The sequence below is a fragment of the Acidihalobacter prosperus genome (assembly GCF_000754095.2).
Classification (GTDB): Bacteria; Pseudomonadota; Gammaproteobacteria; order DSM-5130; family Acidihalobacteraceae; genus Acidihalobacter; species Acidihalobacter prosperus.
Map to the genome: position 1 here is coordinate 212,264 of NZ_JQSG02000001.1, position 21,685 is coordinate 233,948.

General features: G+C 63.9%; 22 protein-coding genes and 1 tRNA gene. 2 read left to right on the forward strand and 21 right to left on the reverse strand.

Annotation, left to right across the window (positions count from 1 at the left end; genetic code table 11):
- Positions 1 to 162: 162 nt before the first annotated feature.
- Positions 163 to 1,059: a UTP--glucose-1-phosphate uridylyltransferase GalU gene (galU, locus tag THPRO_RS01060; RefSeq protein WP_269085339.1), complete on the forward strand. Its 897-nt coding sequence runs from the start codon at positions 163 to 165 to the stop codon at positions 1,057 to 1,059.
- On the opposite strand, the gene THPRO_RS01065 is transcribed toward galU, so the two are convergent.
- The 5 genes from THPRO_RS01065 to THPRO_RS01085 form a co-directional block, all read right to left on the reverse strand.
- Positions 1,026 to 2,954, reverse strand: coding sequence for an ATP-binding cassette domain-containing protein (locus tag THPRO_RS01065; protein WP_065089084.1), 1,929 nt, complete (start codon positions 2,952 to 2,954; stop codon positions 1,026 to 1,028). The two genes, galU and THPRO_RS01065, sit on opposite strands and share 34 nt — an antisense overlap.
- 39 nt (positions 2,955 to 2,993) lie before the next feature.
- Entirely contained in the window at positions 2,994 to 4,391 is a 1,398-nt protein-coding gene (locus tag THPRO_RS01070) for a MinD/ParA family protein (protein ID WP_052064063.1), read from the reverse strand.
- Between the two features lie 9 nt (positions 4,392 to 4,400).
- Positions 4,401 to 6,575: a putative bifunctional diguanylate cyclase/phosphodiesterase gene (locus THPRO_RS01075; protein WP_052064062.1), complete on the reverse strand. Its 2,175-nt coding sequence runs from the start codon at positions 6,573 to 6,575 to the stop codon at positions 4,401 to 4,403.
- A 123-nt stretch (positions 6,576 to 6,698) separates the two neighbouring features.
- The gene (locus THPRO_RS01080; RefSeq protein WP_038087187.1) at positions 6,699 to 8,837 is read right to left on the reverse strand and encodes an HDOD domain-containing protein; all 2,139 of its coding nucleotides are present in this window, start codon (positions 8,835 to 8,837) and stop codon (positions 6,699 to 6,701) included.
- 145 nt (positions 8,838 to 8,982) lie between these two features.
- The gene (locus tag THPRO_RS01085) at positions 8,983 to 9,708 is read right to left on the reverse strand and encodes a TIGR04211 family SH3 domain-containing protein (RefSeq protein ID WP_065089086.1); all 726 of its coding nucleotides are present in this window, start codon (positions 9,706 to 9,708) and stop codon (positions 8,983 to 8,985) included.
- A gap of 113 nt (positions 9,709 to 9,821) precedes the next feature.
- Here THPRO_RS01085 and THPRO_RS01090 point away from each other — a divergent pair.
- Positions 9,822 to 9,898 (forward strand) — tRNA-Arg (locus THPRO_RS01090).
- 76 nt (positions 9,899 to 9,974) lie between these two features.
- Here the strand turns inward: THPRO_RS01090 and THPRO_RS01095 are convergent.
- The 16 genes from THPRO_RS01095 to THPRO_RS01165 all read right to left on the reverse strand — a co-directional run bounded on the left by THPRO_RS01095 (position 9,975) and on the right by THPRO_RS01165 (position 21,606).
- Positions 9,975 to 10,652, reverse strand: coding sequence for a c-type cytochrome (locus THPRO_RS01095; protein ID WP_038087181.1), 678 nt, complete (start codon positions 10,650 to 10,652; stop codon positions 9,975 to 9,977).
- A gap of 16 nt (positions 10,653 to 10,668) precedes the next feature.
- On the reverse strand, positions 10,669 to 11,613 hold the full coding sequence (locus tag THPRO_RS01100) for a sulfurtransferase (RefSeq protein ID WP_065089087.1): 945 nt from the start codon (positions 11,611 to 11,613) through the stop codon (positions 10,669 to 10,671).
- Between the two features lie 24 nt (positions 11,614 to 11,637).
- A complete protein-coding gene (locus THPRO_RS01105; protein WP_038087178.1) occupies positions 11,638 to 11,820 on the reverse strand; it encodes a hypothetical protein in 183 nt (60 codons plus the stop codon).
- A gap of 25 nt (positions 11,821 to 11,845) precedes the next feature.
- Positions 11,846 to 12,118 carry a hypothetical protein gene (locus THPRO_RS01110; protein WP_145930650.1) on the reverse strand — a complete coding sequence of 91 codons (273 nt, stop codon included), beginning with the start codon at positions 12,116 to 12,118 and terminating at the stop codon, positions 11,846 to 11,848.
- Between the two features lie 17 nt (positions 12,119 to 12,135).
- Positions 12,136 to 12,426, reverse strand: coding sequence for a hypothetical protein (locus tag THPRO_RS01115; protein ID WP_145930651.1), 291 nt, complete (start codon positions 12,424 to 12,426; stop codon positions 12,136 to 12,138).
- The gene (locus tag THPRO_RS01120) at positions 12,417 to 13,406 is read right to left on the reverse strand and encodes a sulfurtransferase (RefSeq protein WP_065089088.1); all 990 of its coding nucleotides are present in this window, start codon (positions 13,404 to 13,406) and stop codon (positions 12,417 to 12,419) included. Before THPRO_RS01120 ends, THPRO_RS01115 begins: the two co-directional genes overlap by 10 nt.
- 4 nt (positions 13,407 to 13,410) lie before the next feature.
- Positions 13,411 to 13,692: a hypothetical protein gene (locus THPRO_RS01125; protein ID WP_038087166.1), complete on the reverse strand. Its 282-nt coding sequence runs from the start codon at positions 13,690 to 13,692 to the stop codon at positions 13,411 to 13,413.
- A gap of 117 nt (positions 13,693 to 13,809) precedes the next feature.
- Positions 13,810 to 14,019, reverse strand: coding sequence for a hypothetical protein (locus tag THPRO_RS01130; protein ID WP_038087165.1), 210 nt, complete (start codon positions 14,017 to 14,019; stop codon positions 13,810 to 13,812).
- A gap of 1 nt (position 14,020) precedes the next feature.
- Positions 14,021 to 14,326 carry a sulfurtransferase TusA family protein gene (locus THPRO_RS16140; RefSeq protein ID WP_082954344.1) on the reverse strand — a complete coding sequence of 102 codons (306 nt, stop codon included), beginning with the start codon at positions 14,324 to 14,326 and terminating at the stop codon, positions 14,021 to 14,023.
- A 53-nt stretch (positions 14,327 to 14,379) separates the two neighbouring features.
- Positions 14,380 to 15,093, reverse strand: a complete 714-nt coding sequence (locus tag THPRO_RS01135) for a YeeE/YedE thiosulfate transporter family protein (RefSeq protein ID WP_052064061.1) — start codon at positions 15,091 to 15,093, stop codon at positions 14,380 to 14,382.
- Positions 15,094 to 15,096: 3 nt separating this feature from the next.
- On the reverse strand, positions 15,097 to 15,588 hold the full coding sequence (locus THPRO_RS01140) for a YeeE/YedE thiosulfate transporter family protein (RefSeq protein WP_038087164.1): 492 nt from the start codon (positions 15,586 to 15,588) through the stop codon (positions 15,097 to 15,099).
- A 164-nt stretch (positions 15,589 to 15,752) separates the two neighbouring features.
- Entirely contained in the window at positions 15,753 to 17,087 is a 1,335-nt protein-coding gene (locus THPRO_RS01145; RefSeq protein WP_038087163.1) for a sigma-54-dependent transcriptional regulator, read from the reverse strand.
- Positions 17,088 to 17,090: 3 nt separating this feature from the next.
- Positions 17,091 to 18,521, reverse strand: coding sequence for a sensor histidine kinase (locus THPRO_RS01150; protein ID WP_038087161.1), 1,431 nt, complete (start codon positions 18,519 to 18,521; stop codon positions 17,091 to 17,093).
- Positions 18,522 to 18,524: 3 nt separating this feature from the next.
- The gene (locus THPRO_RS01155) at positions 18,525 to 19,388 is read right to left on the reverse strand and encodes a phosphate/phosphite/phosphonate ABC transporter substrate-binding protein (RefSeq protein WP_038087158.1); all 864 of its coding nucleotides are present in this window, start codon (positions 19,386 to 19,388) and stop codon (positions 18,525 to 18,527) included.
- Positions 19,389 to 19,491: 103 nt separating this feature from the next.
- Entirely contained in the window at positions 19,492 to 19,995 is a 504-nt protein-coding gene (locus THPRO_RS01160; protein WP_038087155.1) for a C40 family peptidase, read from the reverse strand.
- A gap of 60 nt (positions 19,996 to 20,055) precedes the next feature.
- Entirely contained in the window at positions 20,056 to 21,606 is a 1,551-nt protein-coding gene (locus tag THPRO_RS01165) for a bifunctional aminoglycoside phosphotransferase/ATP-binding protein (RefSeq protein WP_065089090.1), read from the reverse strand.
- Positions 21,607 to 21,685 lie beyond the last annotated feature (79 nt).

Genomic DNA, 21,685 nt, shown 5'->3' on the forward strand with positions numbered 1-21,685 from the left:
ACCGGATGCCGTGCGGCGCGCACGCGCGCGTCCGTGCGGGTACGCTCGATTGCGCTTTTTGTGATTGATAGGCATATTCAAGACGAGCGTGGCGATTTTCGGTACGGACGGTCGCCATTGAGATCATGTAGCCGCAATCATGGAGGGGAATCGGTGACTAGGATCAGTAAACCGGTACGCAAGGCGGTCTTCCCGGTGGCCGGTATGGGTACGCGCTTCCTGCCCGCGACCAAGGCCAATCCCAAAGAGATGTTGCCGGTTGTGGATAAACCCTTGATCCAGTACGCAGCCGAGGAGGCGGTCAAGGCGGGGATCGAGGTACTGATTTTCGTCAATGGCCGTAGCAAGCGCGCCATTCCGGATCATTTCGACAAGGCCTACGAACTCGAAACCGAACTCGAGGCGCGCGGTAAGTTCAAGCAGCTTGAGCAGGTACGCAATATCCTGCCGCCTCAGGTCAGCGCGGTTTATATCCGCCAGCCCGAGGCGCTTGGCCTGGGCGACGCAGTGGCGCGGGCCCAGGCCGTAGTCGGTGACGAGCCCTTCGCGGTGATACTGGCCGATGACCTGATCGATGCGGGTAGCGACGGCGTGCTCAAGCAGCTGGTCGACGTCTATGCACGTGAACAGTGCAGCGTGCTTGGGGTTGAGAAGGTACCGATGAGCGATATCCATCGCTACGGCGTGGTCGATGGCCGGCCGGCCGGCAACGGCCTGTGGGAGGTGAAGGGGATTGTCGAAAAACCCCACCGTGAGGAGGCGCCTTCGGATGTGGGTGTGGTGGGGCGCTACATCCTGACGCCTGCCATTTTCGAGATGATCAGGAATACGCCGCGCGGGGCGGGCGGTGAAATACAGCTGACCGATGCAATCGCGGCGCTGCTGGCGCATGAGCGCGTGCTGGGCTGCGAGCTGAAAGGCGTGCGCTACGACTGTGGAGACAAGCTCGGCTATCTTCAGGCGACCGTGCAGTATGCGCTCAAGCACCCGGAACTGAGCGCCGATTTTAGGGCCTACCTCGAAAGTCAGTTTTCCAGCGCGGCCCGTTCGGTTTCCTGATCGCTCTGGCGGGCGTTTTCGAGGGCTTCGCTGGCCTCCAGCCAAGCGCCCTCGGCTTCGGACAATGCGCTCTCGAGCGCGGCTTGCCGACGCAGCAGTTCCTGCAACCGTGGGACGTGCTCCGCTTCGTAGAGCGCAGGGTCGGCCAGGTCCTCGAGCAGGGCGGTTTTCTCCTTGCTTAACCGCGCGTGCTCGCGCTCCATGCGCCGAACCTGATCGTCCAATGCCTTGAGGCGTTGGCGCTGTTCAGCAGCCTGCCGGCGGCGGACCTTGGGCGGGATGGCGTTCGAGTCCGCCGCGGTTTCGCGCTTGTCCGGTTTCCCCGGCGTTTCATCGCGGCGGCGGCGTGCGAGCCAGCGGGCATAATCCGCCTGATCGCCATCGAATGGCGCGGCCTGGCCATCCGCCACCAGGACGATGGTATCGCAGACGCTGCTGATCAGGTGCCGGTCATGGCTGACCAGTACCACGGCACCCTCGTAACGGTTGAGGGCGATGGCGAGCGCGCGGCGCATTTCCAGGTCGAGATGGTTGGTCGGCTCGTCGAGGAGCAGGAGGTTGGGTTTGCGGTAGCAGAGCATGGCGAGCACCAGCCGGGCCTTTTCGCCGCCCGAGAACTGCCCGGCGGTATCCAGCGCGCGGTCGCCGCTGAAGGCGAATTTGCCAAGGTGATTGCGCAAGGATTGTTCGCCGGCCTTCGGATCCATGCGCAACAGGTGCGTCAGAGGGCTGGCCTGCGGGTCGAGCTGCTCAAGCTGATGCTGCGCGAAATAGCCGACGGCCAGATGGGGCGATGGGTTGCGCTGCCCGCGCAGTGGGTCGATCTCACCCGCCAACAGCTTGATCAAGGTGGATTTCCCCGCACCGTTGGGGCCGAGCAGCCCAACGCGGTCGCCGGGTCTCAATCCGAGGTTGGCGTGATCCACCAGGGTGTGGCCGTCGTAGCCCACGGCAACGTCGTCCAGCGAGAGCAGGGGATTGGGCAGCTTCGCGGGCATGCCGAAATCGAAGTCGAACTCGCTGGCGCTGTGTACCGGGGCGACCAAGGCCATGCGTTCGAGCGTTTTGAGGCGGCTCTGGGCCTGGCGCGCCTTGGTGGCTTTTGCCCTGAAGCGTTCGACGAAACGATTCAGATGCTCGATCTGGCGCTGCTGGCGCGTATGGGCCGCTTGCTGCTGAATCAAGGCTTGGGCCCTGGCCTGTTCGAAATCGGAGTAGGTGCCCGTGTAAAGCGTCAGGCGCCTGTCGTCGAGGTGGGCGATGTGCGTGACGGTATGGTCGAGAAATTCACGATCGTGCGAGATCAGCAAGAGCGTACCCGGATAGCCGGCAAGCCACTGTTCCAGCCAGAGTACGGCGTCCAGGTCGAGATGGTTGGTCGGCTCGTCGAGCAGCAGCAGGTCCGAGCGGCACATCAGTGCCTGGGCCAGATTCAGGCGCATCCGCCAACCACCGGAGAACTCGCGTACCGGTCGTTGTTCCTCGCCAGGCGCGAAACCCAGGCCATGGAGGAGACGCGTGGCTCGGCTCTCCGCAGTATAGGCGTCGATGTTGTCCAGCTCGGCATGCAATTCGGCAATGCCGGCGTCATCCGCAGTGGCCAGTTCGGCCTGGAGACGTCGCAGCTCGGCATCCCCGTCGAGGACGTAGTCGAGCGCGGTAGTGTCGACCGCCGGGGTTTCCTGTGCGACATGGGCGATCGTCCATTCCGGTGGCAGGTGACATTCGCCGGTATCGGCTCCGAGCTGGCCTTGTATCAGTGCGAAGAGGCTGGATTTTCCGGTGCCATTGACGCCGACGAGCCCCACGCGCCAGCCGGCGTGAATACTGAGGTCGGCGGAATCGAGCAGCAGGCGGGGGCCCCGGCGAAGGGAAAGTTGGGTCAGGCGCAGCATGGCGCAGAGTGTATCAAGCTTCCGCCTGCAGGTGCGTCTTTACTCGGATGCGCCCTGTGATGGGGCGCTGAGTTCGACAGGCGACGCTGCGCGTGCCTGCAACGCCTCTTCGATAGCGTGTTGCAGGCGCCTCAGGGTTTGCGGGGCATGCTGGCCGAGCGCAACGGATTCGATCATGGCCGAGCCGGAAAGCGGTGGCGGGTGGCCAAACTGGCGTTTGAAACTTTGCGCAACGTGTTGCGCAAGCGCCGCCATCCGCGCTTCGTCTTCATGGGCGTCGGCCATCAGCTTGGCAACCGAAGCCTCGATGTCGCGCAGGGGTTTGCGTTCATGGCGCTCGTATAGATTTTCCAGCGTGAGGATGATGGAGCGTGACGGTTCCGCCGGATATCCGTTGTGTTCGAGGTATTGATACAGCATGCGATCAATCGGGAAAGGCAGCGTGCCGAAACGGTGAATAAACGCGCTGATCAGTGCGCCGATGCCGGCCGCCATGTCATCCTGGTTCAGATCGGGTGTGCTGCGTACGGCTTCGACGACATGTGACAGCAAGTCGCCGGCCCGCGTGCGACCGAGCGCGTGTGGCTCGGATACCGGGATGCGGGATTCGGCGGTGCCGATGGAGGCTCGGTCGACGGCAGCCGCCAGGCTGCCCGTGTTGGCCGGCAGATGATCGCTGGCGAGGTGGTCGAGTTGTTGTGCCAATTCGTAGAAACATAAACTTGCGGGCGCATCGTAGCGCAGGAAAATCACGGGCCGTTGTATGCGCACGGCGGTGGCGACGGTTTCGTCGGATACGACATGACCGATCGCGTCGACATGGCATTGCAGATATTTTTCCACCGCGCCCTTGAATCGACGGAATACGGCGCGAAACTCCTGGGCATCCGCAACCTGATTCACGATTACCTGAATCGGGGTATGGACGCCTTCGCGGCGCATCACCCTGATCAATGAAAAGGCGTTTGTCAGCGAAGTCGGTTCCGGGGTGATGACCAGCACGACCAGCGCCGCCGCACGAAGAAAAAAGACGACATCCTGGCTCGCACCCGCGGCCGTGTCCACCAGTAGATAATCGAAATCCCGCTCCAGTGAGAACAGGGCTTCGCTCAATCGTTCGCGACGGGTTTCGTCCAGATCCGTCCCGTTGGCGATGCCGGACGCGGCTGGCACAATGGAAATGTTGCCGGGCGCCTTCAGCAGGATGTCGTCGATGGGGTGTCGTCCATCGAGCACCTGTTCGAGGGTAAGGGTGGGGCGCAGCCCCAACAGGATGTTGACGTTGGCCTGATTGGTGTCCGCATCGAACAGGCAGACGCGGCGGCGACGGCTGGCCAGTGCGACGGCCAGGTTCACGCTGATGTTGGTCTTGCCGACGCCGCCCTTTCCGCTGGTGACGGCAATGACCTTGGCCCGGATGGGTAACGCTGAGCTCATCCTGGGACTCTAGCGACTTTCGGCCTGGACGGTGACGTCGACGTTTCGGCTGATGGCGGCTTCCAGAAGATGCGTGACCGCTTCGGTGGGCAGGGGGCGGCTGAACAGATACCCCTGCATGCCATGACAGCGTTTTTGCGCCAGCCAGTCTTTTTGCAATTCGGTCTCGACGCCCTCGGCCACGATCGTGAGTTCCAGGCTGTGCCCCATCGCGATGATGGCATCGATGACTGAGCGGCCCGTTCGCTCGGGCACGATATCCTGAACGAACGAGCGGTCTATCTTCAGCGTATGGATCGGCAACTGGTGCAGATAACTCAGCGAGGAATAGCCGGTACCGAAATCGTCAATGGCGATACTGATGCCGTGACGAGCGAGTTCGGTCAGGCGCTGTGTGGCGATGTTGATGTCTTGAACGATCAGGTTTTCGGTAATTTCCAGCTCGATGCGTTCGCCGGGGAGCTGATGCCGTTCGAGCGCCTGCGTGATTTCTCCAACCAGGCTGCTACGTTTGAGGTCGAGTGCCGAAAGATTGATGGCCATCCGTGGCGGCGCGATGCCGGCGTCGACCCAGGCCTTCATTTGACGCACGGTGGTATCGATGACCCACTCGGTCATATGGCCAATCAGGCCGACTTCCTCGGCCAGGGGGATGAAATCGCCGGGATAGAGCAGGCCGCGCTCCGGGTGCTGCCAGCGAAGCAAGGCCTCGACCCCGCAAACCGTTTGTCCCTGGGCGTCGAATTGGGGTTGGTAATGGATTGCGAATTCGTGATTGGTCAGTGCGCGGCGCAATCCCATTTCAAGATCAAGATGCTGGGAAAACGTCGATTCCATGCGCGCCGTGTAGAAGGAATAGCCGCCACGCGTGTCGTTTTTGACGCTGTACATCGCGATGTCGGCATTTTTGATCAGTTCCTCGTCCGAGTTGCCGTCGCTCGGGAACAGGGATATGCCGATGCTAGCACCGACGAACAGTTCGTGCTGGTCGATCAGAAAGGGCGGTGTGAGGGACTCGATGATCTTGCGGCCGACGGTGGCGGCACTTTCGCGATGGGTGAGTTGAGGCAGCAGAACCACGAACTCATCGCCACCCAGGCGCGCCAATGTGTCGCCCTCGCGCAGACAGGTTTGTATCCGGCGCCCCACCGCGCGTAGGAGCTGATCGCCGATCACGTGTCCCAGCGTGTCGTTGACGATCTTGAAGCGATCGAGATCGATGAACATCACGGCGACCATTTGCCCCACGCGCCTTGCCTGGGCGATGACCATGTTCAGCCGATCCTTGAACAGGGTGCGGTTAGGCAAGCCGGTCAGCAAGTCGTGATAGGCCTGGTAGCGGATGATGGCTTCGGCCTGCTTGCGGCTCGAAATGTCGCGCGCCACGCCATAGGTGCCCAGGTGGCGGCGTGCATTGTCATGCGCGCCGCTGGTGTTGGCATAGAGTCCCGTGGCATTGAGTTCGACGCACATGACGCTGGTGGCGAAACTCTTGTGCGAATGGCCCTCGCGGTCCTTGGTTCGTAGTCGCAACTCGAGATTGTGGGTGGCCCGGGTGCCGGTGCGTCGTTCGTTGAAGGCGTATTGCGCCAGTTCAAGATCGTCCTCATGCACCAGGGTGGTGTAGTGCTTGCCGATGAGTTCTTCGCGGGTAAAACCCAGCAGTTGATGGACACGCTGGTTGACGAAGGTGAAATGGCCTTCCTCGTTGAGGACATAGATGATGTCTGGAGAGGTGTTGACCAGGAAGCGGTGGAGTTTCTCGGAGTTCTTGAGCCGCTCCTGAATGTCGACCGCATCCGACTTGAGTTTTCTTCGCTCTATCGTGTTTTCGATGCGTTTGATCAGCTGTTCTGGCGCATAAGGCTTGAGCAGAAAATCATGTGCACCGAGTCTGATCGCCTCGACCGCAGTTTCGAACGAGGCCTCGCCGCTGATGACGATGATGTCTGTGCGGATATTGTTTTCGGCTACGTAACGCATGATGCGCTGGCCGTTGACATCGGGCATTTTGAGATCGATGAGCGCGATGTCGAAGCTGTCCGTGCGCAATTGTTCTATCGCCGCGCGGCCGTCATTCGCCGTGGTGATCGCATAGCCGTGCAGGGCGAGCAACTGTTGCAGGCTGTCAAGCAGCCTCGGTTCGTCGTCGACGGCGAGTATCTTGGCGGTATGTTGTGGCATGGGACGGGTGTTGTTGTAGTGCCCGGCTAGGGTGAATGAGTCGCGGCTGCAATATATGCGCCAGGCGCGCATCCACAGGTGTTCATATCATGGGCATGATCAAGCCCTGAATTACGCCCGAGGTCAAGCATTGGGTAGGCGTCTGGGCAGCAGTATTTGCATGCGGGTACCTTGTGTGGGGTTGCTGCGGCAGGTGATGGTGCCGTGCAGTGCATCCACGAGCTTCTTGGTGATCGACAGACCAAGGCCGGCGTGGTGGCCACCTTTGGTGCTGATGACGGGCTGGAACAGGGTGGCGAGTACTTGCGGCGGCAACCCGGGGCCGTCGTCTGCGATGTCGATGCCGACGTACGCCTGGTTGCCGATGTAGATGTAATCGGCGGTCGTGAGGGTGATGGTTTGTCCGGTATTCAGGGCTTCCGCGGCATTTTTGAGCAGATTGACCAGTATCTGCTTAACACTGTTGTGCGCGGCCTTGATGACGGGAATCGAAGTGTCCAGGTGGGTCATCAACCGGATGCCCGCGGGATCGATCAGGGTGGGTTTGAGGAGCGTGATGACATCGTTCGCCACGGCATTGACGTCGACTTCGCCGCGCGATTCCTGCGCATGCCCGATCTCGCTCAGACTGCGAAGCAAGGCACCGACGCGGCCGATTTCCTCGTCGATGATCCGGATGTCGTCGGCAGTTTGCGGATGCCCATCGGCGATATGGCGGTCGAGTATGCCCAGATAGTTCTTGATGATGCTCAACGGGTTCTTGACCTCGTGGATAACGCTGCGGATCTTGAGATCCTGCTCTTCGGCGCGTGCCCTCAAGGTTTGCTCGGCCGTCTGCTTTTGCCGGCGCTGCGACGCGATGGCGTCGCCGATCTCGCGAGCGAACAGTTCGAGCAGTGCTCTGCGAGCGTTCAAGCGGGGCTCGTCGATGGCATTCAGGCCGATGATCGCCGCGCCGAGAATACGTCCCTCGCCGGCGAGCGGGAGCAGGCTCATGCCCTGCGTGCCGAGCAGTTCCAGAATTTCCAGGTCGAGGACGCTGGCCGGAGTGGTGTCGTCGGAAACGACCGTTTGCCAGGGAAAGTGGTCGGCCGATTGTCCCAGGGTCAACGTGCGACCGACGAGGCTTCGCTCGGAAGGCAATTTCAGCATCAGTCCCGCCCACTCGTCCGTGCCGCCGGCATGTCCGACTGCGAGCTGCCCTGCGGAGTCGATCAGAAAATAGCCGACCTGACCCAGACCAAAGAGCAGTTGACTGGCCAAGCTGGCGGTGGCAAGCAAATCGTCATCTCGCTCGCTGTCGCTCAACTGCCGCCGGACCGCAGCCGCAATCTGCCAGTGTCCCAGCCGCTGCTCAAGTTCGCCCTGCGCGCCCGTCCTCGGCGGCACCGGGTCGTCCGTTGCCGGTGAGCGGCAATCGAGACCAAGCGCGTGCGCCGTTTCCAGGGTCTCGTCGACGGCAGAGGTGTGCAATTCCTCCAGTAGACTGGGTATCAGTCCGAGGATCCGGTCTCCGGCTACGAGACCGGTTGCGGGTGGTATTTGATCGTTGGCGCTCATGCGGCTGGCAACCGCGACCACTCGGACCAGGTGATGGGCTTCGCTTAACTCGTCGGTATGGGCATGGTGAAAGCGGACGGCGTCGGCGAGTGCGCCGCGTCGGCCGGCCCTCTGCAGCATGAGTCCGCCCAGCGTCGCATGATCGATGCCGAAGAGTTGGGTTTCGCGGGATATCAGCGTCTCGGGGACATCGCCGGCCTGATCGAGCAGCGTGTCGTACTGCTCGGGTTCGGCCGTGATAAGGCCGATCTGGCCGATGCCGCTGAGCAGGCCGGCCAGATAGGCCTCGTGCACCGAATGATAACCGCTCAGTTCCGCTATTTTCCCGGCGAGGACGGCGGTCAGCAGGGCATCGTGCCAGAAGCGTCGATGGCGATGCGGATGGCTGGCTAGCGAGCGGTCGACAAACTGATAGGCTGCAGCCGTGAGGGCAAGCGTGCGCAGGGTGTTGGTGCCGAGCAGCATCAAGGTCTGTTCGAGATTCAAAGGCCGCGCCGACGGCGACCGGCCGTAGGCAGGGCTCGCAGCTATCGCCACCACGCGCGCCGCCAGCGCGGCGTCCTGGCGTACCAGATCGGCGATTTCGTGCATGTTGCGATCACTCGATGCGCAGGCATCGAGCAGGCGGAAAAGTATCTGCGGCAAGGTGGGCAGGCAGGTGATATCGATGGCATTTAGCTTCGCTGTCTGCACGCGATTCATGTCGCTCTGCCCTTGCCGTTTTTACGACTGATTATAGGTTTATCATCTAACTGTGCTGATTATATGGCATTTGTTTCCGGTGCAGAAGGTTTGTTCATGAAGAATGGCTGTGCTGGTGGATCGTGACCGCAGACCGTGCCGGCGCTTAGCTGAACCAGTTGTCCCGCCGACGCCGTGCGATCCGCGGCAGCAGCAGACCGATCACCAGTCCACCGAGTAATACCCCGCCGCCGGCAAGGAACCACTGTATGTTGGCGCGCCGGCTGAGGGTGGCATTTGCCTGGGTCAGGATATCGATACGCTGTTTGTCTGCTTTTTGTTGCTCACTCAATGTCTTATTGATGTTTTTGAGTGCGATTGCCTGTTGCGAGGTGGCAACCAACGCTTGGTATTTCCGGTTCATGGAATCGAGTTGGGTTTGTAATTGCTGCTTCGCCTGTTCCAGCTGCGAAAGCTGGGTTTTGGCCTGAGCGAGTGAGTCGCGGCTCTTGCTCAGCGCCTCATCCGCCTGCGTGAGTTGTTGTTTCGTGGCCGCCAGACGCATGGCGGCCGGCGGCGCGGTCATCAGATAACGGCTGAGCACCCAGCCCTCGCTGCCGTCCCCGAGTCGCACTTGCGTGTAGCCGTTGCCCGTGGTCTTGAGCGTTGCGACGCGATCGCCCGTGGCCAGCATTTTCAGTATCTGGTACTGCAGCCCGGGACCGGAACGCAGCGTGACCTTGATCTGATCGGTGATGTACAGCGTACCGCTGGCGGGGGAGGCGGACGTCGGATCGGGCACAGTGCCGGTATCGGTCGCGGCAGAGGCGGTATCCGCAGCGGACAGGGCGGTGGCAAGCAACAGGCTAATGGCGGTCAGGCCGAGGCGCATGCAGTGATTCTCCCAGGGGGTTGTAACGTCCGGCAAGGGGCGGAAAACACCTCGGATACTAGCATAGCCACCCATCTGCCTTGCCCGGATCACTGTGCTAGACTGCGCGCACCGCCCCGGTGGCACAGATGGATAGCGCGGCCCCCTCCTAAGGGGCAGGTCAGAGGTTCGAATCCTCTCCGGGGCGCCATCTCTTCCCCCGCTTTTGCGCAAGCGCCCCAGGCGTCGCTTCGTGGGCGCGGACGCTTTACCACGGCCGCCTGCGCTCATGGCCCTTCCTCTCTGCCCTGCCGGAAATAGGCGATCAACGCGGCTATCTGGATTTCGTCCAGGGGATTCTGCAGCGATATCCTCGGGGTACCGTGTATGCCGGTGATCATGCGTGCCGCGAATTCGGCCGGGCGCATCGTTTTGGCCCAGTCGAACAGGTCAGGCGCCGGCAATTCGGCCGTGGGATTGCGATAACGATGGCAGGCGGCGCAGCGTTGGTCGTACAGCCGCCTCGCCCAGCGGATTTGTCCACGCGTGGCGCCGGCGCCGTCCATGTCGTGCAGGTACAGCGGATAGGCGTGTATCAGGTGCTCCAGCTGGTGAGTGAATGCGGTCCAGTGTCCTTCGATGAACGCCGCGCGCAGTGCCGTCGCGCCGTCGACCGCCATCGTTTCCGCAGAGGCATCCTCTTGGAGATACCGGCGCGCCTGCAGGGGCAGCTGATTCAGATCGCCCATGAGTTTCTGGTGCAGGCCGCGCCGCTGCGGCGTTTGCGTCTTGGCTCGGCGCAGTCGCACGAAATCGCCCCGGATGACGAGGAGCACGGCGGCGAAATCGCGCGCCCGCGCGCCCGCGCGCATCGCATCCGCCTGGGCAGCGCCCGGGAGGGGCGCCGCCAGACAGATCGCCAACAGCAGTCGCCAGGCGCAGACCCGGAACGGGTGGTAACGCATGCGAACTTGAGGTGCGTCAGTGGGCCTGCGACAACTTGATCTTGGTTTCCACCGGCAGCGCGGGATTGCTTGTCCACTGTGCCATCGAGCCGTCGTAGACCTTGGCCTGCTTGTTGTGGAGCAGTTCGTAACTCACGAACCAACCCAGCGAGGCCCAGTGACCGGTATTGCAGAAATTGATCTGCTCGCCCGAGGTGCCGACGCCGGCTTCCTTGTAGAGCGCCTTGAGTTGCGCAATCGAGCGGAATTCGCCGCCGTCGTTGACGGTCAGCCAGCCTTGCGGGAGATTGGCGGCGCCGGGGATGGTGCCGGCGCGCTTGTCCATGGGTGGGCGGGTGACGCCGAGATATTGCGACATGGGGCGGTTGTCGACAAGCTGGACCTTGCCGGATTTCATCGCCTGCTCGACCTCCGCCTCACTGGCCAGCAACGCATGATCGAGGTGACCGTTGAATTGCGCCGTCTTGGCCTTTTGCGTCCCGCGTTTGACCGGATACTTGCCTTCCACGTAGGCCTTGTAGCCTCCATCCATGATGGATACGTTGTTGTCGCCCAGCACCTTGAAGGTCCAGAACACGCGTGTCGCGCTGCCCATGTCGAGGGCATTGGTCCCGGCCGAATAGATCACCACATGCGTATGGTTGTCGATGCCGAGTCCGCCGATCAGCTTGTCCAGCTGGCCGACCGGGGGCAGCATGCCGGGGATGCCTTTTTCCTTGACGCGCCAACCTGCCTTGGCGTAATCGCTGTATACGGCGCAAGGCACGTGACCGCTGAGATAGGTGAACTGGTTGCCGCCTCCACCTACGTGACTGCGGACGTCCACGACCACGACGCCTGGTTTGCACGAATGGGCGGCCACCCAGGCAGGGCTGACCAGGGGCGGAGGTTCCTGAGCGGCACAGGCGACGCCCGTTATGGCCGTCAGCATGGACCCGATGACAATGGTTTTAATGTGCATGTGCGACTCTCCAGCGCTGGTGGTTCAGACCGTGAACACACGGTCCGATGTCAGGATTTCGTCCAGCAGACGATCCCATTGTTTTTCGTTCCGCGTTTCCCGCAGATCGTTGCGGCGTACGTTATGCGGGCATGCGGTGTCGGTCAGGGCCTGCAGCAAGATGTCCCGCTCGGGAAACAGGCCGGTTTCGAGAATGAGGACGTTCATCCAGGGGGCTCCAGAGACGATTGGGTCAAAGGTTGAGCACGGCATCCGCCGAAAGGCACATCGCGCAGAGTTCGGCGGGCGGCACGTACGGTAATTCGGAGGTCTGTAGGGTGCTCCGGGGTTCGATTTCGGCCAGTTCGAGCAGATCGGCCTGGGCACGGTTTTCCAGGGTGTCCTCAACCTCGCGTCCCATGAAGACGAGCCTGACCGTATGCCCGAAAATGGTCAGGCCTGCGGCGACGCGCATGGCTTCGGTCTGATCATGGCGCGCAAGAAGAACGAGGGTCTTGGTGTCCATGGCATCCTCCATCGAGGTCAGAGGCTGATGACCTTGTAGGTCCGGGCGATCATGGCGCTGTGATCGGTTTGGCTGCCGAGCTCGATAGGGCAGGATTCCCCGTCGCCGTGGCGTTGCCAGGAATGCTCGCAGACCACCGCCCGGGCAGCGCCCGAGAGCAAGGCGGCGCATTCGGCGTCGCCGAGTATCGCGGCGCCCTCGCCGGTGAAAAACGCACCCCATTCGATGCCGCGTCGACGCGTCGCGCGCAGCAGGGGGGGCAGCAGCGCTCGCGCGTCACGCGATGAAACCACGTACATCAATTCCATGAGACCTTCCTTGTCGTGAGATAAAGGGCGGTGTAGGCGACGGCGCCACCCGCGACGCCCGCCAGCAGGCCGAGCGGCAGCCCGATCGAGGACGACGAAAGGGCCCTGTCGGAGCGGCTGGCGGCGACGTCGGTCGGATGACGGGGTCGCGCGACATAGGTCTCGTCCGAAACCGGCAGCGCCGTATGGGCCGCCCAGGCGCGCCAGCCGCCGGGGTAGACCTTGACTGCCGCTCCGAGGCCGGCGTGTAGCATGGCGAAATAGGCGATGCCGCCCATGGGATCTTCGGCATACGCAATGGCGCCGGCGAGCGTGGTGGCGGACGGCCGTGTGGCCTGCGGTGTCGAGAGCCCGTCCGCCGGTAGCGAGAGCGCGCCTGGTATATGCCCGCCGCGATAGGCGTCGATACGGATGCCCAGATAGGCATCTCGGCCCCGGCCGTCGACCAGCAGCGGCGGGTGCGGTCGGGTCAACGCCCGCGCCAGTTCCGCGCGCCAGACGATCAGGCGCGCACGCGGCCGGCCCTGGTAGATCGGATCGGCCAGCAGTGAGCGCGGACGTCCCGGCGTTTCGGCGAGGCCTGCCGCGTGCAGGGCGGCTTGCAGTGGGCGCTGCAGAATCAGTACGCGCCGCTGTCCCGCGAGATAGAGGATTCCGGCAACGAAATCCCGCCGTTGCGCGCGCTCGCCGGCGACCACGAGCGTTTCACGACCGGAGAGGCCGAGCGTCCCGAGCAGCCATGCGATCTGACGGAATGACGGCAGTCTTCCATGCGGCCCGAGCAGGTCGCCTGCCGGCAGACAGCGGGCGCCCGGCACCGATGCGCGTTCGCAATCGGCCAGTGGCCTGACATCGAGCACGACGGTGCCGGGGCGATCCAGCCAATGCGGATCGCCGGTGTAGGCGAGGTTATTGGTGGCGCCGGCCGTGCCGGGGGCGGCCAGCAGCAGGCAGCAGGCGATGACAGCGGCACGCGACATGGATTCAGCAACCGCCGAACTGTACCGGCGCGGCGGCCGTGGATGGCACGCCGGCTACCGCTTTGGGGGGGTGCTCGATGTAGTATTCCATCAGCTGTGTCACGGTCATCTCGCCATGGCGATGTCCGACCCGGATGGGCTGGTCGAAGGCGTCGAGTGGTTGCGGTATGGCCGCCTGCTGCAGCGTATCCGGCGATACCGAGGCGAGCGGCGTCAATCCGATCGACAGGCCCAGGCTGGCAAGCAGAGTGGCGGTGCAGAAGATCAATATCCTGGCGTTGCTCATGGTCGTGCTCCCGGGGGCATCATTTGCCGAAAGGGTCCTGGGTGAAGGCAACCCACATGATGTAGAAGGCGACGCAGAACATGCCGATCTGGATCAGGGTCGACAGGGTCATGGGGTTCATTCTCCAAGGTAGTGGCGCACCAGCGTGTTGACGTCTATGGGCTGGCCGCTGACCGGATCGAGCGCCTTCGGCGTGTAATAGGGCACGCCGTAGCGCGTAGCCTTGAGGTAGGGCGGCGCGGCCGTGGTGATGTAGCCCAGCCCGCCGATCGTCAGCACGGCGGCGAGCGCCGCCAGCGCCGACATCTGCCATTGCCCGCGTGTCATCTCAGTTTCTCCTGATCACGACCTGCCAGCCCCGTTCGCCCTTGGGCGATCCGAGCAGGGTGCCGCCGAGTTCGGGCAGCATGGCGAGCACGGCCTCGTACGAGGTGGGGTTGTCGATCTTCACGCCGACGATCTGTCCGCTCGCTGCCTTGCCGAGCGCCTTTTTGGTCATCAGTTGTGGGCGGGGGCAGGAATCGCCCAGGCAATCCACCCATTCGTCCACGTTCACTGAACGGCCGTCGTCAAGTGCCACTTGCGACGCGGTTGCGGGTGTCGCCGTTTGTTTTTTTCCACCGAACAATCCCATGGCTTTCTCCTGGTTGTGTGTCGCCGTGCGTATGCGGCGCGTAGCGTGTGTGTTCAGCCCTTGCCGGCCGCCGCGAGCGCGTCATCGTCCGCGTCGCCGGTGGTTTCGGAGGGCGAGGCCTGCTCGACGGCATTCACTGCGGCGATCGCGGGCGCGTTCCGGGCAGCAGTTTCGCGGGCTGCGGCCATTGCGCGTTCCTTGCGGACGATGGCGTAGTAGATGCCGCCGAGCACCAGGCTCTGCAGCAGGCCGAAGAAAATGGCCGGGATGCCGGTCTGCAGTTGCAGGGTCTGGGCATTGGCGAAGCCCAGCTGCAGGCTGCTCAGGTTGACGCTGCCGGACATGGTCGCCGGTGCCGGCGGCCACCAGGTGGCGGACCAGAACAGCGAGAACAGGAACATCCCCACGAAGGTGAACAGCAGTGCCCAGATCGCGCCGACGTTGCCTTCGCCGGACTTGACCCAGGTGGAGACCGTGCAGGCGCCGGCCAGCACCATGCCGATGCCGAACAGGAACAGGCCGATGACCTGGTTGAGACCGACCTCGAAATGCATGGGATGGCCGCCGCCGACGCTGATGAAGGCGGTGAAGCCGATGGTCAGGATCATCATGCACACCAGCAGGGCCTTGGTGTTGCGGTAGCTCTTGAACAGCATGGCATCGCGCAGGGCAGCGGTGTTGCAGAAGCGCGAGCGCTGAACCAGAAAGCCGACGACGGAGCCGAACATGAAGGCGGCAAGGCATTGCGTAAGCGATGAAAGTTCCATGGCTCAGGCCTCCATCACGCGCTTGTAGATCAGCGATCCGACCCATGCGCCGACGATGATGCCGCTCACCGAGAGGTAGCCGCCGAGGTTCATTTCCGGGGTGAGCCCGAAAAAGGTGCTGACGTTGCAGACGAAGGCCAGACGGATGCCGATCCCCATCAGCAGGCCGCCGATGGTGATCATGATCCATTCGCTGAGGTGCCGCGGCACCCGCCAGTAGAATTCGCGGCTGCCGACCGCGGCCACGATGGCGCCGAAGAACATGCCGAGGCTGATGTAGATCTTCCAGTAATACGGCGTGGGCTCGAAGGCGTATTGCCAGAACGGGATGCGGTAGATCTGATCGCCCATGAACAGCTTGGCGACCAGGCCGGTGATCATGGTTTCGCCGCCGCCCACGGTCCAGGCGCCGACGACCAGAAACAGGAATACGTCGAGCAGCGCGATGATGCTCAGCGCGACGATCGGATCGATGGTTTTCTTGAACAGTTGCATGGCCTCTCCCTGCGTGCACCGCGTATGTGCGGGAAAGGGAGCAAGGGGCATGCCATTACCCGTAATTCATTGAAATCAACGTGTTGTGCGCCACGCGCACGTGCGCATCTGTTCGATGGTCTCGTTTTGAGACAATCGCCTGTCCCGAAACGAGACAGCGGTCGTCAATCGAGGCCCAGCTTGCGGCGCAGCGTCGAACGGCTGATGCCGAGCCGCCTGGCCGCAGCCATCTGGTTGCCGTCACAGGATTCCAGCACCCGACGGATGTGCGCCAGCTCGACTTCGGACAGGGGCTGAAGCTCGCCGCCAGCCGAGCCGCCAGGGGGCGCAACGACCGGGAGGTTGTCGAACAGTAGGGATTCGGCATCCAGGGTTTCGCTGTCGCTCAGCGCGAAGCTGCGTTCGAGCACGTTGCGCAGCTGGCGCACGTTGCCGGGCCAGTCGTGCGCGCTGAGCCGGCGCCGTGCCTGGGCGTTGACCGCGAGCGCGTCACGGCCGGTCTTGTGTCGCAGGCGCTCGACGAAATGGTCAACCAGGGGCGCGATATCGTCGCGCCGCTCGCGCAGCGGCGGTATCCGCACCGGCATCACGTTGAGGCGAAACAGAAGATCCGAGCGGAAACTGCCGGCGTTTACCATTTCGCCGAGGTCGCGGTTGGTGGCGGTGATCACACGGACATCGACCCGGGTACTGCGCGAACCGCCTACGGGGCGGACTTCGCCCTCCTGCAGTACGCGCAGCAGCTTCGCCTGCAGACGCGGACTGACGTCGCCGACCTCGTCCAGAAACAGCGTGCCGCGGTCGGCTTGCCCGAACAGCCCCTCGTGCTGGGCCACGGCGCCGGTGAAGGCGCCTTTCACGTGACCGAACAGCTCGGAATCCAGCAGATCCTCCGGCAGGGTGGCGCAGTTGACGGCGACGAAGGGCGCGGCGGCGCGGCGGCTGGTGCGGTGAATGGCGCGTGCGAGCACTTCCTTGCCGACCCCGGTTTCGCCGGTGATCAGTACGGGCACGTCCTGATCCCTGATGCGCTGGATCAGATCGGCGATGCCGCGCATCGCAGGGCTCTTGGCGATCAGGGCGGCATCGGGTCGGCCGTCGAGCTGCGCGCGCAGCCGGCTGACCTCCTCGCCGAGCTGTTTGCGTTCGAGCACCTTGACCACGCGCAGCAGCAGTTCGTCTGGATTCACCGGTTTGGTCAGATAGTCGTAGGCGCCGAGCCGCATGGCATCCACCGCATTTTCGATCGAGCCGAAGGCGGTCATCACGATGCTTTGCGTGTCGTCGCCGCGTTCGCGCAGCAGTTCGACGATTTCCAGGCCATTGCCGTCACCCAGACGCAGGTCGGTGATCACGAGGTCCATGCGATGACGATCGAGATGCGCGGAAGCCTCCGCGACCGAACCCGCCTCGATCACCTGGTGCCCGCGAGCCTTGAGCATCAGGCCCAGGCTGGCGCGCACGGCGTATTCGTCGTCGACGATCAGGATGTTGGCCACGGTTCAGCGGGTCTCCAGTTCGAAGGCGACCTCGGTGCCCGCGCCGGGCTGGCTGGCGATGTCGAGGACGCTGGCGTGTTGCATGAGTATGCGCTGCACGATGGCGAGACCCAGGCCGGTTCCGCCCTTGCGGCCGGAGACGAATGGCCGCCGGACCTTTCCCAGCAGTTCCGGCGCGATGCCCTCGCCGCTGTCGCGGATCGCCACGCGCAAGCGGCACGGCGAACGCGTTGCCAGGCTGACGGTGAGACGGCCGTGTCCGCCCATCGCCTGAACGGCATTGCGCATCAGATTCCACAATACCTGACGCATCTGGTCCTGGTCGAAGACCGCGGTGCGCTGCGGGACGTCGAGCCGACGCACGATCTCGATGCCGTCGGCCACGTCGGGATCTTCCGCAAACAGAGTGATGACCTCATCGATCAGGTCGACCAGATCGTGCCGTTCGAGCTGGGACTCGCGCACGCGCGAGAAGTCGAGGAAGCTTTCGAGGATGCGTTGCAGGCGGCCGGCCTCACCGTTGATGATGCGCCGTACCTTGTTGCGGTCGTCGGCGTCCAGTTCCGGTTCGCCGATCAGGCTGACGGAGTTGATGACCGCCGCCAGCGGATTGCGGATTTCATGTGCGATGCTGGCCGCCAGTTCGCCGACGCAGGCCAGCCGCTCGGCGTCCATGCGTTTTTCGTGTTCGCGCACCACGGCCTGCGAGGTCTCGCGCAGCGAGTCCAACATGCCGTTGAAGGCCTTGGCGAGCATGCCGACTTCATCGCGGCTGCGTATTTCCACGCGCGCGCCCAGATCGCCGCCGGCGATGCGCCGCACCGCGGTGCCCAGGCGGTGCAGATTGCGCGTGATGGCGTAGGACAGCAGCCAGGCGGCGCCGCCGCCGATGAGCAACGCGGCGAGTATGAACAGCAGGCCTTCGTTGCGGATGCGCTGCAGTTCGCGGTGCATGCCGGCAGTGGACAGGCCGAGGTAGACGGTGCCGACCACGCGTCCGGCAACGCGGACCGGTTCCTCCAGGCGCATGAGACGGGCACGCGGCCGGGCGATGTCGGGCCGCACGGCCGCCAGCGGGCGTCCGACGTCGCCGCCCGAGGTGCTTGCCAGCACTTCGCCGCGTTCGTCGACGATCAGGCCGTAGGCCACGTCGGGCTGCTGGCGCACACGCCCGGTCACTTCCGCGAGCGAGGCCAGATCCTCCGACAGCAGCGCGTTGGTGCTGGCCACCGCCATCAGGTTCACCAGCGAATGGCCGCGGCTCTCCAGTTCCGTACGAATGCCGGCGGATTGTTCGTTGACGGCATCCCAGATGAAACCGCCCATCAGGATCACGTGCACCAGCGACACGGAGAGGATCAGGCGCATGCGCAGGGTCGACCACCAGGGGATGCGTTCGCTGCTGCGCAGCGTCCAGCCGGCGGCGGGTTTCATGGGCTATTTTACCTCCCGGTATTCGGCGTTGCGGGCGCGGATGAAGCCTTGCGGAAAGCCGAGTTTGCTAAGGATCGCGCGATCTCGCGGGTGTGTGTGCAGGGCCAGCAGGCTGGCGGTGATGTCCTGACGCAGCGCGGCAGGGAGGCTGTCGAGCACGGCGATGGGCATCTGTGGCTGCGGCGGCGTTTCGGCAATCACGCGCAGGTTGCGGCGTATCGCGGGCGGCATCGAACGCAGCGACGGCCACCAGGTGCCGGCCACGCCCACCAGCCCCGAATTCAGCGCCATGAGCACGGAGTCCTGCGAGCCGAAATAGCGGATACGGCAGCAATGCGTTACGTCCACGCCGTGCGTGCGCAGATAGCCGCGGGTCATCACCGTGGCGGCGTAGGCGCGAGGGTCGGGAAAACCGACGATCAGACCTTTGTGCCACTGCGCCGGGTCGATGCCGTGCAGCGGGCTGTCCCTGCGCACCACGAGGATGCCGGTGAACGGCTCTCCCAACACCTTCGCCACGGCGTCGTAGCCGGCCTTCTCGGCTTGAGTGAACAGCAGCGGGTTGAGGTAGACGATGTCGTAGTCGTGATGCATCACGCGCTGCATGAAGATCGTGAAACTGGGCGCGGTGACGAATTGCACCGGGCGATGCAGCGAGCGTTGCAGGTATTCGACCAGCGGCATGAACATGTCGGCCAGTTTGGTGGGGCTTTGCAGCGGCAGTACGCCGAAGCGCAGCCACCGACCATCCGTCTGAGGCGGGTTGGCCGGTTGCGCATGGCCGGGCGATATCCACACCAACAGCAGGAGCAGGCAATGGGCGGCAAGCCTCGCGCGCGCGGTGCCGGGGTTCGGATTCGATGACATGCCGATCTCGACGGACTCAATGAGAATACCGAATCAAGGTATAACGCGACTCTATCGAGATGCAATCCGGCATGCGCGACAGGGCGCATGCGCCGCCGGTCGCTCAGCGCGGCAGCCGTGCCGCCGCGATCAGATGTCTCGACCAGAAACGGCTGTCGAGACGGGCGATGCTGACACGGTCCCCGGTGGCGGGCGCATGGATGAAGCGACCACGGCCGATGTAGACGCCGTCGTGCGTGGGCGGGCCGGGGTGGAAGCGGAAGAACAGGATGTCGCCGGGCCGCAGGCGGTCGAGGGGCACGCGGCGCAGCTGCCGGTATTGCTCGCGGACTGTGCGCGGCACGCCGCGATAGCCGGCATGCCGGCTGGCCCAGTAGATCAGGCCGCTGCAGTCGAAGCCGGTGTGCGGGCTGGCGCCGCCGTAGCGATAAGGGGTACCGACGACGCCGTGGAGCAGCCGAATGAGATGCTGCCGGTCGCTCTGGCCCGCGGTTACGGGTTCCGCCGGCCGGTATTGCGGTGCGTGCGGGTAGGGCGTGGCGCAGCCGCCCAGCAGGAGCGCGGACGCGAGCGTCAGCAGGGCGGTCGACGGGGCGCGTCGTGTCACGGGCGGTCCGGCAATGGGTACAGGCTCAGTCTAGCAGCCGGCCCCGCCCTCGTGTCGGGCCTACAGGTCGAGGCGCGCGCGCAACGCCGCCGTCGGCAGGGGTTCGCGTCCGTCGACCTTTAGGCAGGGTTCGTCGGATTCGACCGCCTCGGCATGGGCAGTCTGCCAGTCGAGGATGTCCGCAGTGGCTTCGGATGCGTCGCCCTGACGTCGCTGCAGGCGTTCCTTGAGCTGATCTTCGGGCGCCTGCACATCGAGGATGGCAAACCCCAGTTCTCGTGCCGCGGCCAGTTCGGCGAAGCGTCTGCGGTGCCTGCGAGCAAGAAAACTCGCATCCACCACCACCGGGAAGCCGCCGTCGATGGCTGCTTCGGCGCGCGCCTGCAGGGCGTCGTAGGTCCGCTCGGTGGCATCCTCGGCGTACAGCCCGGTGCCGATGCCGGAACCGCTGCGGGCCTCGGCCGGCAGTCCATGCAGGCGCTTGCGCTCGACATCGGAACGCAGCCGGATCATGCCGAGGCTCTCGACGGCCTCGGTGCTCAGCGTGGTTTTGCCGGCGCCGGCAAAACCACGGGTGATCAGCAGCGCGCGTCGCGCGGCGGTGGTGTAGTGCTCGGCCAGGTCCGCATAGCGCTGGTAGGCCGCGAGCACCTCCTCGCGTTCCGCGTCGGCAAGACCCGTCTGGCCCAGGCGGATGCTGGCCACCTTGGCGCGCACCATCGCGCGATAGGTCTGATAAAAGCGCATCAGGCGCAGCGCCTGATGGTCGCCGCTCAGTTCGACCCAGGCATTGAGCGCGCGGTGCGCAAGCGCGGCCGCCCCGCGACTCTCCAGGTCCATGACGAAGAAGGCGATTTCGTTGGCGACGTCGATCCAGCGGAAGTCGTCGTTGAATTCGATGCCGTCGAAGATGGCGATATCGCCGTCCACGACCGCCATGTTGCCGAGGTGCATGTCGCCGTGGCATTCGCGGATATGCCCCGCAGCGCGGCGCTCGGCCAGAAGCGGTGCGAGGCGGTCGTATTCGGCGCGGGTCCAGTCTTCCAGTCGCCGCAGCTGCTGGCGGCGGGCCGGCTGGTCGATCAGGGGATGCAGCTGGTCGAAGTTCTGCTGCATGGGCGCGAATACCGCCTCGGGCGTGCCGAGCTGGCTGGCGGGGTCGACCGTCGCGGCCTGGGCATGGAAGGCCGCGATGCGCGCGATCAGGCTATCGATGTGCGCGGCGCTGAGTTCGCCGCGTGCGAGCAGGCGATCGAGCTGCTGCTCCGGGTCGAACTGACGCATGCGCACCATGTATTCGATGGCCTCGCCGTTGCCGCCGACCTTCGGCACCGAGTGGTTGCCCGTCACGGCCACGGTGTCGAGGTACAGATTCGGCGCCAGTCGACGGTTGAGTCGGATCTCCTCCGCGCAGAAATGGCGGCGTCGTTCGAGGGTGGAAAAGTCGAGAAAGCCCATGTCGAGCGGCTTTTTGAGCTTGTAGGCGTATTCGCCGGTCAGCAACACGGCGGAGATATGGGTTTCGATGACGCGGATATCCGACACCTGATGCGGGTAGGCGGCGGGGTTTTGTAATCCCTTGAGCAGCTTGCTGAAATCGGATGTATCCACGGCTGGCCTGCTTGTGATATCGAGGACACCGAAGGATAATGAAAAGCCTTCGCGGCCACAAATCCCCGCGTCTTACAGC